At 69.9% G+C, this 15,165-nt stretch carries 12 protein-coding genes; 7 read left to right on the top strand and 5 right to left on the bottom strand.

The genetic code is table 11. The features are described from left to right. Nucleotides 1–26 precede the first annotated feature (26 nt). Nucleotides 27–581 carry a hypothetical protein gene (locus AB0I51_RS33740; protein ID WP_362981798.1) on the top strand — a complete coding sequence of 185 codons (555 nt, stop codon included), beginning with the start codon at nucleotides 27–29 and terminating at the stop codon, nucleotides 579–581. Here the strand turns inward: AB0I51_RS33740 and AB0I51_RS33735 are convergent. Together AB0I51_RS33735 and AB0I51_RS33730 are read right to left on the bottom strand one after the other, a co-directional pair. Next, nucleotides 571–1,254, bottom strand: a complete 684-nt coding sequence (locus AB0I51_RS33735) for a response regulator (RefSeq protein WP_362981796.1) — start codon at nucleotides 1,252–1,254, stop codon at nucleotides 571–573. The genes AB0I51_RS33740 and AB0I51_RS33735 overlap by 11 nt on opposite strands. Continuing rightward, nucleotides 1,251–2,951: a sensor histidine kinase gene (locus AB0I51_RS33730; protein WP_362981794.1), complete on the bottom strand. Its 1,701-nt coding sequence runs from the start codon at nucleotides 2,949–2,951 to the stop codon at nucleotides 1,251–1,253. Before AB0I51_RS33730 ends, AB0I51_RS33735 begins: the two co-directional genes overlap by 4 nt. Nucleotides 2,952–3,118: 167 nt before the next feature. Between AB0I51_RS33730 and AB0I51_RS33725 the strand changes: the two genes are divergently transcribed. The 6 genes from AB0I51_RS33725 to AB0I51_RS33700 all read left to right on the top strand — a co-directional run bounded on the left by AB0I51_RS33725 (nucleotide 3,119) and on the right by AB0I51_RS33700 (nucleotide 10,319). Next, nucleotides 3,119–4,531, top strand: a complete 1,413-nt coding sequence (locus AB0I51_RS33725; RefSeq protein ID WP_362981792.1) for a cation:dicarboxylase symporter family transporter — start codon at nucleotides 3,119–3,121, stop codon at nucleotides 4,529–4,531. Nucleotides 4,532–4,760: 229 nt separating this feature from the next. Beyond that, a complete protein-coding gene (locus tag AB0I51_RS33720; protein ID WP_362981790.1) occupies nucleotides 4,761–5,525 on the top strand; it encodes a DUF2127 domain-containing protein in 765 nt (254 codons plus the stop codon). A gap of 133 nt (nucleotides 5,526–5,658) precedes the next feature. Continuing rightward, complete coding sequence (locus tag AB0I51_RS33715) at nucleotides 5,659–7,152, top strand: ATP-binding protein (protein WP_362981788.1); 1,494 nt, start codon at nucleotides 5,659–5,661, stop codon at nucleotides 7,150–7,152. 57 nt (nucleotides 7,153–7,209) lie between these two features. Continuing rightward, a complete protein-coding gene (locus tag AB0I51_RS33710; protein WP_362981786.1) occupies nucleotides 7,210–7,596 on the top strand; it encodes a MerR family transcriptional regulator in 387 nt (128 codons plus the stop codon). A gap of 14 nt (nucleotides 7,597–7,610) precedes the next feature. Then, entirely contained in the window at nucleotides 7,611–7,925 is a 315-nt protein-coding gene (locus AB0I51_RS33705) for a thioredoxin domain-containing protein (protein WP_362981950.1), read from the top strand. Nucleotides 7,926–8,081: 156 nt separating this feature from the next. Then, nucleotides 8,082–10,319 (top strand): UvrD-helicase domain-containing protein, encoded by a 2,238-nt coding sequence (locus AB0I51_RS33700; RefSeq protein WP_362981948.1) that lies wholly within the window; start codon nucleotides 8,082–8,084, stop codon nucleotides 10,317–10,319. Here AB0I51_RS33700 and glgB read toward each other — a convergent pair. From glgB to AB0I51_RS33685, 3 genes are all read right to left on the bottom strand, one after another. Further along, nucleotides 10,316–12,763 carry a 1,4-alpha-glucan branching enzyme gene (glgB, locus tag AB0I51_RS33695; protein ID WP_362981784.1) on the bottom strand — a complete coding sequence of 816 codons (2,448 nt, stop codon included), beginning with the start codon at nucleotides 12,761–12,763 and terminating at the stop codon, nucleotides 10,316–10,318. The two genes, AB0I51_RS33700 and glgB, sit on opposite strands and share 4 nt — an antisense overlap. Before the next feature lie 26 nt (nucleotides 12,764–12,789). Beyond that, nucleotides 12,790–14,163: a phosphotransferase gene (locus tag AB0I51_RS33690; RefSeq protein ID WP_362981782.1), complete on the bottom strand. Its 1,374-nt coding sequence runs from the start codon at nucleotides 14,161–14,163 to the stop codon at nucleotides 12,790–12,792. Nucleotides 14,164–14,259: 96 nt separating this feature from the next. Further along, nucleotides 14,260–15,165, bottom strand: a 906-nt coding sequence (locus tag AB0I51_RS33685; RefSeq protein ID WP_362981781.1) for an alpha-glucosidase C-terminal domain-containing protein, incomplete at its 5' end; no start/stop codon positions are given.

Below are 15,165 nucleotides of genomic sequence, written 5' to 3'. Positions count from 1 at the left end.
GTTGGCACCCAGACAGGGGGACAGGAGTGCCGGACCGAGACGTCACCGTGGCCCAACTGCTCCTCGCCGAGTACCAGACAGTCAAGGACGAGCAGAAGACCCGCATCGGCTTCCGCGACAACCTCCTCTACGTCACCCTCACCATCGTCGCCGCAGTCATCGCCGCCGCGGCCCAGGCCAAGCAGTCCGAGATGCTGCTCGCGCTGCCCCCGGTGTGTGTCGTGCTCGGCTGGACCTACCTCGTGAACGACGAGAAGATCTCCGCGATCGGGACGTACGTACGGGACGACCTGGGGCCCCGGCTGGCCCAACTCGCGCACGCCGAGAAGGTGTTCGCGTGGGAGACCACCCACCGTTCCGACACCCGCCGGCGCTCCCGCAAGGTCATCCAGTCCTCCGTCGACCTGCTGGCGTTCTGCGTCGTCCCGTTCGCCGGGCTCGTCGTCTACTGGGCCGCAGGCCAGACGACACCCGGCCTGCTCGCCCTCTCCGTCGTCGAGGCTCTCATCGTCGTCGGCCTCGGCCACCAGGTTCTGAGCTACGCACGACCGCTCAACTCGCCCCGCCCGCCTACCCCTTGACCCACCGATACTGCAACTCGGGTCGCCCCACAGTCCCGTACTGCGGACTCCGCGCCGCCCTCCCCGCCTCCACCAGATGCTCCAGGTACCGCCGAGCCGTGATCCGCGAGATCCCCACGGCCTCGGCAATCCCCGCCGCAGTGAGCCCCTCCCCGCAGTCCCGCAGAGCGACGGTCACCTTCTCCAGCGTCGGCGCGCTCAACCCCTTCGGCAGCGCCGCAGGCGAAGGGGCGCGCAACGCAGCCAACGCCCGGTCGACCTCGTCCTGGCCGCTCGCCTCGCCCGCCGCCGCGTGGAACTCGGCGTAGCGGACCAGACGATCCCGCAGCGTGGCGAACGTGAACGGCTTCAGGACGTACTGGACGACCCCCAGCGACACCCCTTCCCTCACCACCGCCAGATCCCGCGCCGACGTCACCGCGATCACGTCCGCGTGGTAGCCGGCGGCCCGCAGCGACCGAGCCAGTTGCAGGCCGTGCGCATCCGGCAGATGCAGATCCAGCAGCAGCAGATCCACCTGCGTACGTTCCAGCGCCCGTCTCGCCTCCGCCCCCGTGTGCGCCTTGCCCACCGCCACGAAGCCCGGAACCCGGCCTACGTACATGACGTGCGCGTCGGCGGCGACGGGGTCGTCCTCGACGACGAGGACGCGGATCGGGTCGGCCGTAGTCATGAGGTACCACCTTCGGAAACAGAACCCTGGGACGATGCCCGGACACCGGTCTCGCCCTCGCCCTCGCCCGTCGTCCTCCACAACGGCAACCGCACCTCGAACGCCGCCCCGCCTCCCTCCGCCTCGGCCACCGTCAACGTCCCCCCGTGCCGGTTCACCGCCTGCCGGACCAACGCCAGCCCAAGCCCCCGTCCGCCCGGTCCCGCCGGCTTCGTCGAGAAGCCGCGCTGGAAGACCGCCTCCGAGTGGGCCGGGTCCACCCCCGTCCCCGTGTCCGCCACCCGCAGCACCAGCTCGGAGCCCGAGCCCGAGCCCGTCGCGTCCGCCTCCGTGCGCGCAGTCACCGTGACCCGTGCCCGCAGGCTTCCCTGGGCCGCGTCCACCGCGTTGTCGATCAGGTTGCCGAGGATTGTCACCAAGTCCCTCGCGGAGAGCGAATCCGGCAGCAGGCCGTCGTCCAATCCGCTGTCCTCGGACACCACCAACTCGACGCCCCGCTCGTTCGACTGGGCTGTCTTGCCCAGCAACAGGGCAGCCAGTACAGGCTCGTTGACCGCCGCGACCACCTGGTCGGTCAGGGTCTGGGCCAGCTCCAGTTCCGCCGTCGCGAAGTCCACCGCCTCCTCAGCCCGGCCGAGTTCGATCAACGAAACCACCGTGTGCAGGCGGTTCGCCGCCTCGTGCGCCTGTGAGCGCAGCGCCTGCGTGAAGCCGCGCTCCGAGTCCAACTCGCCCATCAGGGACTGGAGTTCGGTGACGTCCCGCAAGGTCACCACCGTTCCCCGGCGTTCGCCGCCCGACACCGGCGAGGTGTTCACCACCAGCACCCGTGATGCCGTCAGGTGTACCTCGTCCACCCGTTCCTCCGACGACAGCAGTGCCCCTGTCAGCGGTGCGGGCAGGCCCAGGTCCGCGACCGAGCGGCCGACCACGTCCCCGGTGACTCCGAGGAGTTCGCGTCCGCCGTCGTTCATGAGTGCCACCCGGTACTGGCCGTCGAGCATCAGCAGCCCTTCCCGTACCGCGTGCAGCGCGGCCTGGTGGTAGTCGTGCATATGGCTCAGCTCGGTCGCGTTCATGTTGTGGGTGTGGCGGCGGAGGCGGGCGTTGATGACATACGTTCCTACGGCACCCAGTGCCAGGGCGCCGGCCGCGACGCCGATCAGGGCCGTCACCTGGTCCTGCACCCGCTGGGTGATCGCCTCGACCCGGATGCCGGCGCTGACCAGGCCGATGATCCGGGTGTGCCCGGTGTCGTAGATGGGGGTGACCGCGCGGACGGACGCGCCGAGCGTACCGGTGTAGGTCTCGGTGAAGGACGCGCCCCTGAGGGCGGGCTCGATATGGCCGAGGAACTTCTTGCCGATCTGTTTCGTGTCCGGGTGGGTCCAGCGGATGCCCTTCGGGTTCATGATCGTGACGAAGTCGACCTGGGTGTCCCGCTGGACGCGCAGGGAGTACGTCTCCAGGTGCGCGGAGGGATCGGACGTACCGATCGCCGCCACCACCGACGGGGAGTCCGCGACCGAGCGGGCCACGGCGGTGGCCTGGCGGCCGGCCGCGTCCTCGGCCTGGCTGCGGTCGCTGACGTAGGTGAACAGCGCGTACCCGGCGACGACGACCGCTATCAGCACCGCCTGCATGCCGAAGAGCTGACCGGCGAGGCTGCGGGGGCGGGGGACGTGCGGGAAGCGCATGTCGTCAGTGTGCCTCCCAGACATGGCGTGAACTAAATGAACGGAAGGGTGACCGGCCTCACAAGCCGGGAGATAGTCACCGCAACCCCCTGGGAGCCCCCATCTCCCGGTTCTTCCCGGATGTGAGCCGCACAACGGGATTCCGCCGGTCGTGAGCCGCACGCCGGATGATGCCGACGACGTCGTCAAGGAGGGCAGCCGTGGCCAGCACCGCTCCCGCACCTGCCGCACCCCCCGCGAAGCGGGACCGTACCCACTACCTCTACATCGCGGTGATTGTCGCGGTGGCCCTCGGCATCGCCGTCGGGTTCATCGCGCCCGACTTCGCCAAGGAACTGAAGCCGATCGGTACCGGCTTCGTCGCGCTGATCAAGATGATGATCTCCCCGATCATCTTCTGCACGATCGTGCTCGGCGTCGGCTCCGTACGGAAGGCCGCACAGGTCGGCAAGGTCGGCGGACTCGCGCTCGGCTACTTCATCGCGATGTCGTTCGTGGCGCTGGCCATCGGCCTGGTCGTCGGCAACATCATCCACCCGGGCAGCGGCATGCACCTGACCGAGGCCGTCAAGGGCGTCGGACACACGCAGGCCCAGGCCGCCGCCGAAGGTCCGGTCGACTTCCTGCTCGGGGTCATCCCGACCACCTTCGTGTCGGCCTTCACCGAGGGCCAGGTCCTGCAGACCCTGCTGATCGCGCTCCTCGCGGGCTTCGCGCTGCAGGCCATGGGCCGGACCGGCGAGCCGGTCCTGCGCGGGGTCGAGTACATCCAGAAGCTGGTCTTCCGCATCCTCGGCATGATCATGTGGGCCGCGCCCGTCGGCGCGTTCGGCGCGATGGCCGCGGTGATCGGCGAGACCGGCATGGACGCCCTCAAGGCGCTCGGCACGATCATGCTCGGCTTCTACGTCACCTGCTTCCTGTTCATCGTGGTCGTGCTCGGCACGCTGACCAAGCTGGTCGCCAAGGTCAACCTGTTCCAGCTGCTGAAGTACCTCGGCCGGGAGTTCCTGCTGATCGTCTCCACCTCCTCGTCCGAGTCCGCGCTGCCGCGGCTCATCGCGAAGATGGAGCACCTGGGTGTCAGCCGCCCGGTCGTCGGCATCACCGTGCCGACCGGCTACTCCTTCAACCTCGACGGCACGATGATCTACCTGACCATGGCCTCGCTGTTCATCGCCGACGCCATGGACCAGCCGATGAACATCGGCCAGCAGATCGGCCTGCTGCTCTTCATGATGGTCGCCTCCAAGGGCGCGGCCGGTGTCTCCGGCTCCGGCATCGCCGTACTGGCCAGTGGTCTGCAGTCGCACAAGCCGGCCCTGGTCGACGGTGTCGGCCTGATCATCGGCATCGACCGCTTCATGAGCGAGGCCCGCGCCGTCACCAACTTCGCCGGCAACGCCGTCGCCACGCTGCTCATCGGCACCTGGACCGGCGAGGTCGACAAGGAGCGGGTGAACCGGGTCCTCGCGGGTGAACTGCCCTTCGACGAGAAGACGTTGCTCGACGAGGACAGCAACGAGCACCTCGACGCAGTGCCCGAGCAGGGCGGCGAGAAGGAACTCGCGAAGGCCTGACCCGCCCCCCCCGAGCGGGGCGCCCGGACTTACCTGAACAAGGTCCGGACGCCCCACGGACTCCGGGCGGCTGGGTGTCCCCCCGTCGCTCAGCCGCCCGGTCCACCCCGCGTCACCCGCCCTCCGGGGCCGAGGTTCAAGCGGATGCACTACCGTGCCGTGCCGTGCCGGAAACCTCCGGCGCGGCACGGCACGTTCTCGTTCGGCGGGAGTCACGGGGGACATGGGCATGAAGATCGACTGGGATCGGCGGCACTGCGCGCGGCACGGGCATGTGACGTACGCGCCCGACGAGACGGCGCTGCGGGAGCGGCTGCGCGTCGAGACCAAGTTCGGTACGGCGTGGCGCTGCCTGCGCTGCGGTGACTTCGTACTCGGCGAACCGCACGGCTCCGGGCCCGCCGACCACGCTCCGCTGGTGCCGCGCGGGAAGGTGCTGCGGGATCTGTTCATCCTGCGGTTCCTGGCGATCGAGCGGGCCGTGCGCGGGGTGTTCATCGTGCTGGTCGCCGCCGCGGTGTGGAAATTCAGCAACAGCCAGGACTCGGTGCGCAAGCTCTTCGACGAGTACCTGGACGTCTTGCGCCCGGTCTTCAAGCACTTCCACTACGACCTCGACCACTCGCCGGTCGTCGGCTCCATCCAGAAGACCTTCGGCTACAAGCACTCCACGCTGGTCCTGGTCGCCGTACTGCTGCTGGCGTACGCGCTGATCGAACTCGTCGAGGCCGGCGGGCTCTGGTACGCCAAGCGCTGGGCGGAGTATCTGACGGTGGTCGCGACCGCCGCGTTCCTGCCGCTGGAGATCTACGAACTCACCGAGCACATCAGCTGGTTGAAGATCGCCACCCTCGTCCTCAACATCCTCGCCGTCCTCTACATCGCCCTCGCCAAGCGGCTGTTCGGGCTGCGCGGCGGACGCAAGGCCTTCGACGAGGAACGCGAGAGCGCGTCCCTGCTGGAGGTGGAGACCTCGGCGGGCGTGATGGTGTGACCCCGGCCCGCGGCCCGTTAACCATCCCTTCGGGGGCATTCACCCCAAATGCTTTGACCCGCCGTCCCGTTCACCCGCACGCTGGGACACCCGACGTGACCGGTCGGACCCATCGGACCAAGCGGAGGCAGGCATGGGGGAATCGGGCGGACTGGAGATCATCAGCTCCGAAGAACACGAACGAAGGCACGGCGCGGAGCGGGAGCCCTCGTCGCTCTCGCTGGAGCAGATCAACGAACTCTTCTACGAGTTCCTCACCGCGGTGGCCCGCCCCAAACGCAAGGAGTACGAGGCCGACCGCAACCTCTCCAAACGCCTGCGCGACCACCTCGGCACCGCACCCGCCGACCGGCCCGTGGTCAAGGCCGCCTATCCGCCGTACGACCTGCCGAACGTTCATCTCGCCCTGGAGCGCTGGTTCGCCGGGGACGGGCGGTCGTACGAGCTGGTCGGCATGCGCGGTGCGCAGCACCACGGCGAGCTGACCCTCGGCGACATCCTCGAAGCGGCCGACCGCTACGACCGGTTCACGATCGGCGCCGTCGACTACGCGCACCTGCCGATCTCGCCGGACGAGGAACTCGCCTGTGTCTCCTGCGGGTTCTACCTCGGTGCGGACGGCGAAGACCGGTTCGCGGTGCTGCTGCGCGGCCCGGCCGACGAGTACGGGCGGAACAAGGTCGAGATCGAAGTCCTCGCCCAGGAAAAGGAGTTCGCGGACCGGCTGCTCGCCGAGATCGACCGGCTGGTGCGCGAGCACAACATCTTTCAGGGGCAGGTGCTCTCCTTCGAGGGCTCCCAGTTCGGCCACGGCCTGGGTCCGTTCCGCTTCCACCGGCGTCCCGGACTGACCCGCGAGGACATCGTGCTCCCCGAGGGGCTGTTGGAGCGCGTCGAGCGCCAGGTCGTCGGCGTCGCCCGCCGCCGCGAGCAGCTCCGCGCCGCCGGCCAGCACCTGCGCCGCGGCCTTCTCCTCTACGGCCCGCCCGGCACCGGCAAGACCCACACGATCCGCTATCTCCTCTCCCACCTCCCGCAGTTCACGGTCGTCGTCCTCTCCGGGACCGGCATCGACGCCATCGGCCCGGCCTGCGCCCTGGCCCGGATGCTCCAGCCCGCGCTGGTCGTCCTGGAGGACTGTGACCTGATCGCCGAGGCACGGGACCACGGTGGCGGCGAACAGCCCCTGCTCTTCCAGGTGTTGAACGAGATGGACGGCCTCGGTGACGACGCCGACGTGGCCTTCCTCCTCACCACCAACCGCGCCGACCTCCTCGAACCGGCCCTGATCCAGCGCCCCGGCCGCGTCGACCTGGCCGTGGAGATTCCCCTCCCGGACGCCGAGGGCCGCGCCCGGCTCCTCGCCCTCTACGGCGCCGGGCTCGACCTGGGCAAGGAAGTCGCGGACGAGATGGTGTCCCGCACGGAGGGCACGACGGCGTCCTTCACGAAGGAACTCGTACGACGGTCCGTACTGATCGCGGCCGAACGCGAGTCCCCGCGCACGGAACCGTCCGACCTGCGTACCGCCCTCGACGAACTTCTCTCCGACCGCGACCAGTTGACACGGCGGCTACTGGGGGTGCGGGGGCCGGAGGACGGCGACGAGGACGCGGACGGCTACTGAGGTCGCCGCGGTTTCCCTGTTGCCCTGACGCCGACGTCAAGGATTACGGTCGTAGGCATGCGAATCGGCGAGCTGGCCGCACGGGCCGGGACCACGACGCGGACTCTCAGGTACTACGAGTCGCGGGGGCTGTTGCCCGCGCGGCGTGGCGGCAACGGGTACCGGACGTACGACGAGGCCGATCTGAAGCTGCTGCGGCAGATCAGGACGCTGCAGGACTTCGGGTTCGACCTGGAGGAGACGCGGCCCTTCGTGGAGTGTCTGCGGGCCGGGCACCCGGAGGGCGACTCGTGCCCGGCGTCGCTCGCGGTCTACCGGCGCAAGCTGGCCGAACTGGATTCCCTGATCGGGGAGTTGCAGGCCGTGCGGGCGGAGATCGGGGTGCGGCTGGCGTCGGTCGAGGAGCCACCACCGTTGTGCGAACTGGGAGGGCGTGAACCGTGATCGACGTGACACACGTGATCGACGTGACGGATGAGAGTTTCGCTGCGGAGGTGATCGGGGCCGAGTTGCCGGTGCTGGTGGAGTTCACCGCGGACTGGTGTCCTCCGTGCCGGCAGATGGGGCCGGTGCTGCGCGCCCTCGCCGCGGAGGAGGGCGAGCGGTTGAAGGTGGTGCAGCTGAACGTGGACCAGAATCCGGAGACCACGAACGCGTACAAGGTTCTCTCGATGCCCACGTTCATGGTCTTCCGGGGCGGTGAGCCGGTGAAGGCCATGGTGGGAGCCCGGCCCAAGCGGCGACTGCTGGAGGAACTGGCCGACGTGATCTGAGCCCCCCCGGGCACGAAAAAATCCCCTGAGCAATTGCGCTCGGGGGATTCTTTTGCGTATATTCAATGGTTCGCGACTTCACGGGAATTAGGTCGCAAAGAGGCTCAGTGAGCACAGTATATAGGTCCGGGAGTGGAATTGTCAAACAGCGATGAAATTCACGGCGAGCAGGAATTCATCGACGGTCTGTACGCACGCGTGGACGCGCTGCGCGGCGCCACCGAGGACTCCGTCACGGACGCGCTCGGGCAGGGCAACACGCCCATGCAGGCCCGGCTGGAGCGGGACATCCTGGTCGCCGAGCGCTCGGGGCTGCTCGCCGCGCTGAACGCCGTGGACGGCTCGCTCTGCTTCGGCCGGATCGACCTGACCTCCGGGGTCCGGCACCACATCGGCCGTATCGGTATCCGCGCCGACGACGCCGACCTCACCCCGATCCTGATCGACTGGCGCGCCGACGTCGCCCGCCCCTTCTACCTCGCCACCGGGCACACCCCGATGGGCCTGCGCCGCCGCCGGCACCTCACCACCGACGGCCGCCGCGTCACCGCCCTGCACGACGAGATCCTCGACCTCGGGGACGCCACCCGCACCGGCCACGAGGACCCGAGCGGCGACGCGGTGCTGCTGGCCGCGCTCAACTCCGCGCGCACCGGGCGGATGAGCGACATCGTGCAGACCATCCAGGCCGAACAGGACGAGATCATCCGGGCGCCGCATCGCGGGGTGCTCGTCGTCGAGGGCGGACCCGGCACCGGCAAGACCGCCGTCGCGCTGCACCGGGCCGCGTATCTCCTCTACGAGCACCGGGAGTTGCTCGCCAAGCGCGCCGTCCTCATCGTCGGCCCGAACCCCGCCTTCCTCGGCTACATCGGCGAGGTGCTGCCCTCCCTCGGCGAGACCGGCGTACTGCTGGCGACCGTCGGCGAGTTGTTCCCCGGCGTGAGTGCCACGGCCGCCGACAGCCGGGCGGCGGCAGCGGTGAAGGGCCGTGCCGACATGGCGGACGTCCTCGCCAGGGTCGTACGCGACTGGCAGGCCCTGCCCGATCCGGTGATCGCGATCGAGCACGACCGCGAGATCCTCATGCTCGACGACGGCCTGGTCCGGGTGGCCCGCGACCGCACCCGCGAGGCGCGGCTCCCGCACAACGCGGCCCGGGAGCACTTCGAGGGGCACATCCTCAACACGCTCACCGAGATGGTCGCCGAACGCATCGGCACCGACCCCTTCGACGGCAGCAACCTGCTCGACCCGAGCGACATCACCCAGATCCGCGACGAACTCGCCGAGAACCCCGAAGTCTGGGCCGCCATCGACCAGTTGTGGCCGCGGCTGACCCCGCAGTACCTCGTCGCGGACTTCCTCGCCGACCCCGTCGGCTATGTCTCCGACGACGACGCGGACGCCATCCGCCGCCCGGTGACCCGGGCGTGGACCGTGGCGGACGTACCGCTGCTCGACGAGGCCGCCGAACTCCTCGGCCGCGACGACCGGGTGGCACGGGCGCGCGCCGAACGTGAACGCGAGTCCCAAGTGTCGTTCGCACAGGGTGTGTTGGACGTGTCCTTCGCCTCCCGGACCTTCGAGTTCGAGGACAAGGAGGAGGGCGACCCCGAGGGCTCCGAGGTGCTGTCCGCGCACGACATCATCGACGCCGAACGCTTCGCCGAGCGGCACGAGGAGGAGGACCACCGCAGCGCCGCCGAGCGCGCGGCGGCCGACCGCACCTGGGCGTTCGGGCACATTATCGTCGACGAGGCGCAGGAACTCTCCCCGATGGCCTGGCGGTTGCTCATGCGGCGCAGCCCGACCCGCTCCATGACCCTGGTCGGCGACCCGGCCCAGACGGCGGAGGCGGCGGGCGTCGGCTCCTGGTCGGAGATCCTCGCCCCCTACGTCGAGGACCGCTTCACCCACACCCGCCTCGGCGTCAACTACCGCACCCCCGCCGAGATCATGGACCTCGCGGCGGCCGTCGTCCGCGCCGAGAACCCCGGCTTCGAACCGCCGAGTTCGGTGCGGTCCACGGGTGTACGGCCATGGGTGCGCGCCACCGACGATCTGCCGGGTGCGGTGGCCAAGGCCGTCGGTGAACTCACCCCCGCGGAGGGCCGGTTGGCCGTCATCGCCCCGCGCGACCTGCACCGGCGGCTGGCCGCGCGACTCGACGGAGTGACGGCGGGCGCGGAGCCGGACCTGACACAGAGCGTCGTACTCCTCACCCCACGGCAGGCCAAGGGCCTGGAGTTCGACTCCGTACTTGTCGTCGAGCCGGGGCGGTACGGCACGAGTGACCTGTACGTGGCGTTGACCCGGGCCACTCAGCGGCTGGGGGTGCTGCACACGGGGGCGCTGCCCCGCGCGCTCGCCGATGTACGGGAGTTGTCCTAGGCCGGCCGCAGCCAGATCGTCGCCAGTGGTGGCAGTGTCAGTCGGATGCTCGCCGGGCGGCCGTGCCAGGGGGTCGGTTCCGGCTTGACGGGGTCCGGGTTGGTGACGTCGCTGCCGCCGTAGACGGCGGTGTCGGTGTTGACGGTTTCGTGCCAGGCGGGGGTGTCGTCCGGGACGCCCAGGCGGTAGTCGTGGCGGACCACGGGGGAGAAGTTGCTGACGGCGAGGAGGGGGGAGCCGTCGGTGTCGTGGCGCAGGAAGGCGAAGACGTTGTCCTCGGCGGCGTCGCCGGTTATCCACTGGAAGCCGGCGGGGGTGGTGTCGAGCTGCCAGAGGGCGGGGGTGTGGCGGTAGACCGTGTTGAGGTCGCGGACCAGGTCGCGGACGCCCCGGTGGTCGGCTTCGGCGCCGTAGGCCGGGTCGAGGAGCCACCAGTCGGGGCCGTGGGTCTCGGACCACTCGGCGCCCTGGGCGAACTCCTGGCCCATGAAGAGGAGTTGCTTGCCGGGATGGGCCCACATGAAGGCGAGGTAGGCGCGGAGGTTGGCGCGCTGCTGCCACCAGTCGCCGGGCATCTTCGACACCAACGAGCGCTTGCCGTGGACGACTTCGTCGTGGGAGATCGGAAGGACGTAGTTCTCGCTGTACGCGTACACCATGGAGAAGGTCATCTCGCCGTGGTGGTGCCGGCGGTGGACCGGGTCGTGCGTCATGTAGTCGAGCGAGTCGTGCATCCAGCCCATGTTCCACTTGAACCCGAAGCCGAGGCCCCCGGTGTCGGTGGCGCGGGTGACCCCGTCCCAGGCGGTGGACTCCTCGGCGATCGTCACGACACCCGGCACCCGGCGGTACACGGTCGCGTTCATCTCCTGGAGGAAGGCGACCGCGTCCAGGTTCTCCCGGCCGCCGTGCTCGTTCGGGGTCCACTGGCCCGGCTCGCGCGAGTAGTCGAGGTAGAGCATCGAGGCGACCGCGTCCACGCGCAGGCCGTCGATGTGGAACTCCTGGCACCAGTAGACGGCGTTCGCCACCAGGAAGTTGCGCACCTCGCGGCGGCCGAAGTCGAACTCCAGGGTGCCCCAGTCGGGGTGCGCGGCCCGCAGCGGATCCTCGTGCTCGTACAGGGGCCGTCCGTCGAACTCGGCCAACGCCCAGTCGTCGCGCGGGAAGTGGGCCGGCACCCAGTCCATCAGGACGCCGATACCCGCCTGGTGCAGGGCGTCGACCAGGAACTTGAAGTCGTCAGGGGTGCCGAGACGGGCGGTCGGGGCGTAGAAGCCGGTGACCTGGTAGCCCCAGGAACCGCCGAAGGGATGCTCGGCGACCGGCATCAGCTCGACGTGGGTGAACCCCAAGTCCTTGACGTAGGAGGGGAGTTGTTCGGCGAGCTGGCGGTACGTCAGGCCCGGGCGCCAGGACGCGAGGTGGATCTCGTACACGGAGAACGGCGCCTCGTGGGCGGGGACTTCGGTGCGCCCCGCGAGCCACTCCTCGTCGCCCCACTCGTGGTGCGAGGCGGTCACGATCGACGACGTGGCGGGCGGCACCTCGGTGCGGCGGGCCATCGGGTCGGCGCGCAGCGTCTTGGAACCGTCGGGCCTGGTGATCTCGAACTTGTACAGCTCGCCCTCGCCGATGCCCGGCATGAACAGTTCCCAGACGCCGGTGCCGCCGAGCGAGCGCATCGGGGCGCCCGTGCCGTCCCAGAAGTTGAAGGTGCCGGCCACCCGTACGCCCTGGGCGTTCGGCGCCCACACCGTGAAGCGGGTGCCGGTGACCCCTTGGTGCGTCATCGGCTCCGCGCCGAGCGCCCGCCACAGCTGCTCGTGCCGGCCCTCGCCGATCAGGTGCAGGTCCAGGTCACCGAGCGCGGGCAGGAAACGGTACGCGTCCTCGGTGTCCTGCACGGTGCCGTCGTAGGCCACGAGCAGCCGGTACTCCGGTACGTCCGGGAGCGGGAGCAGCCCGGAGAAGAAGCCGTCCCCGTCGTCGTGCAGTTCGGTCGTCGACGCGCCCGTCATGACGGTCACTCCGAGTGCGAACGGCCGGAACACCCGGAACGCGACGCCGCCGGGGACCGGGTGGGCGCCGAGTACGGAGTGGGGGGCGTGGTGGGTGCCGTGGAGGAGGCGGTCGCGGTCCATGGCATCGAGGGCAGGGGATATGGCGATCTCCGGTGCGGGTGCGGGTGCGGGTGCGGGGGTGGGTGTGGTCGTGCCGGTGCCGGTGCCGGTGTCGGCCGTCACCGTCACGCGCGTGGCCTTCTTGTCGGCGGCGCTCGTCTTCTGGGCCGAACCCTTCTTCATGGAGGCCTTCTTCAGCGAGTTCTTCTTCGTCGAGCTCTTCTTCGCTGAGCTCTTCTTCCCGGCCCCCTTCTTGGCCGTCGCCTTCTTCGCGGCGGCCTTCTTCGGGTCCGGACCGTTGGACGGGGGGCGCGGGGTCACGGGCGGGGCCTCCTGGGCGGGGTGGGTCAGGTGGTGGGGTTGGCGAGGCGGCGTACGGCGGAGAGCGGGACCGGGAGCCAGTCGGGGCGGTGCCGGGCCTCGTAGACGACCTCGTAGACCGCCTTGTCCGTCTCGTACGCGCGCAGCAGGACGGGGTCGGTGCGCGGATCCGCGCCGCTGATCTCCGTGTACCCGGAGCAGTAGGCGGCCCGGCACCTGTTCGCCCAGCCCGGGGCCGGCGGGTCGGCGGAGTGGGCCGCGTAGTCGAAGGACCGCAGCATCCCCGCGATGTCCCGCACCGGCGGCTGGGGCAGCCGGCGTTCCGCCAGCGGCCGGGACGGCTCGCCCTCGAAGTCGATCAGTGACCACTCCCCGGACGGCGAGCGCAGGCACTGGCCGAGGTGCAGGTCGCCGTGGATGCGCTGGGCGGTCCAGGTGTGGCCCTCGGCCGCGAGGTCGGCCAGCGCCGAGAACGCCGTACGCAGTCCGGGCGCGTACGGCCGGAGCGCGGGCACCGCCTGTGCCGCCGTGTCGAGCCGCTCGGTCATGCCCGTGACCAGCTGGTCCAGCTGTACGCGGCCCAGGGTCGTGGTCGGCAGTGCCCGGGCCAGTGCCACATGCACCTCGGCCGTGGCCCGCCCCAGCGCCCGCGCCTCCGCGCCGAAGTCCTCGCCCTTCCGCAGCTCGCGCAGCGCCAGCTCCCAGCCGTCGGTCGCGCCCCGCACGAACGGCTGGAGCACCCCGAGGACGTACGGCTCCTCGGCGAACTCGGCCCGCAGCCACGCCGTCGGCGCCGGCACCCGGGAGCAGCCCTCCAGGGCGAGGGCCAGCGGGAGTTCCAGGTCGGGGTTGGTGCCGGGGACGATCCGGCGCAGCAGTTTCAGGATGAACGTATCGCCGTAGACGACGGACGAGTTGGACTGCTCGGCGGTCATCAGGCGGGGGGCAAGACCGGTCGCGATCTCCTGGCCCGGGTCCCGTTCGAAGCGCAGCCCGCCGATGTGGGCCTGGGTGCGCAACGCCTCCAGGAGCACCTCGGCGGGCCGGGGGTCGTACAGGGCCTCGTACACCGTGCGTCCGGCGAGCGGGCCCTCCTCCACATGTCCGATCAGCGCGGGCGCGAGCCGGGGCGGCAGCGCCTCGCGCACCCCTATGAGGAGCTGGTAGCAGTCGCCCGGAGCGGGGGCCTGATGGGCGCGGACCAGCAGGTGGTAGAGGCCGAGGGTGCCGTCCGCGGGGAGGAGTTCGGTGGCGGCCACCAGCGAGAATCCGGTGACGGGACGGCCTTTGCCCGCGAACCACCGCTGCCTCGGCAGCCACTCCCGCAGGAGGGGGTCGAGGGACGAGAGGAGGCCGGGACCGGGACTGGTCCGGCCGGAAAGTGTGACAGTTTCCGCCATAGCGTCACGTTCCTTTCCCCGGGGGTGGTCGGGGTGTCACTGTTGCGTGCCCCGGGCGGGGCGGGGGAAACCGGATCCACCCCGCCCCAGGGGTGGCTAGGCGGCTTCCTTGCGGAGCCGGAACCAGTAGAAGCCGTGTCCTGCCAAGGTCAGCAGGTACGGCAGCTCTCCTACGGCCGGAAAGCGCACCCCGCCGAACAGTTCGACCGGATGCCTTCCATTGAACGCCCGCAGGTCGAGTTCCGTCGGCTGCGCGAACCGGGAGAAGTTGTTCACGCACAGGACGAGGTCGTCCTCGTACTCGCGCAGGAAGGCGATCACCGCGGGATTCGACGACGGCAGTTCCCGGTACGAGCCGAGGCCGAACGCCAGGTTCTGCTTGCGGATCTCGATCATTCGGCGCGTCCAGTGCAGCAGCGAGGAGGGCGACGACATCGACGCCTCGACGTTGGTGACCTGGTAGCCGTAGACGGGGTCCATGATGGTCGGCAGCGACAGCCGGCCGGGGTCACAGGACGAAAAACCTGCGTTGCGATCAGGTGTCCACTGCATCGGGGTGCGGACGGCGTCGCGGTCGCCGAGCCAGATGTTGTCGCCCATGCCGATCTCGTCGCCGTAGTAGAGGATCGGCGAGCCGGGGAGGGAGAGCAGCAGGGCGGTGAACAGCTCGATCTGGTTGCGGTCGTTGTCCAGGAGCGGGGCGAGCCTGCGCCTGATGCCGATGTTGGCGCGCATGCGGGGGTCCTTGGCGTACTCGGCCCACATGTAGTCGCGTTCCTCGTCGGTGACCATCTCCAGGGTCAGCTCGTCGTGGTTGCGCAGGAAGATGCCCCACTGGCAACCGGAGGGAATCGCGGGGGTCTTGGCGAGGATTTCCGACACCGGGTAGCGGGACTCCCGGCGTACCGCCATGAAGATCCGTGGCATGACGGGGAAGTGGAACGCCATGTGGCACTCGTCGCCGCCGTTCTGGAAGTCGCCGAAGTAGTCGACGACGTCCTC

This window comes from Streptomyces sp. NPDC050549 (assembly GCF_040655035.1).
Lineage (GTDB): Bacteria > Actinomycetota > Actinomycetes > Streptomycetales > Streptomycetaceae > Streptomyces.
Note: the sequence above shows the minus strand (reverse complement) of the source record. Positions and strands in the feature narration are given on the sequence as shown.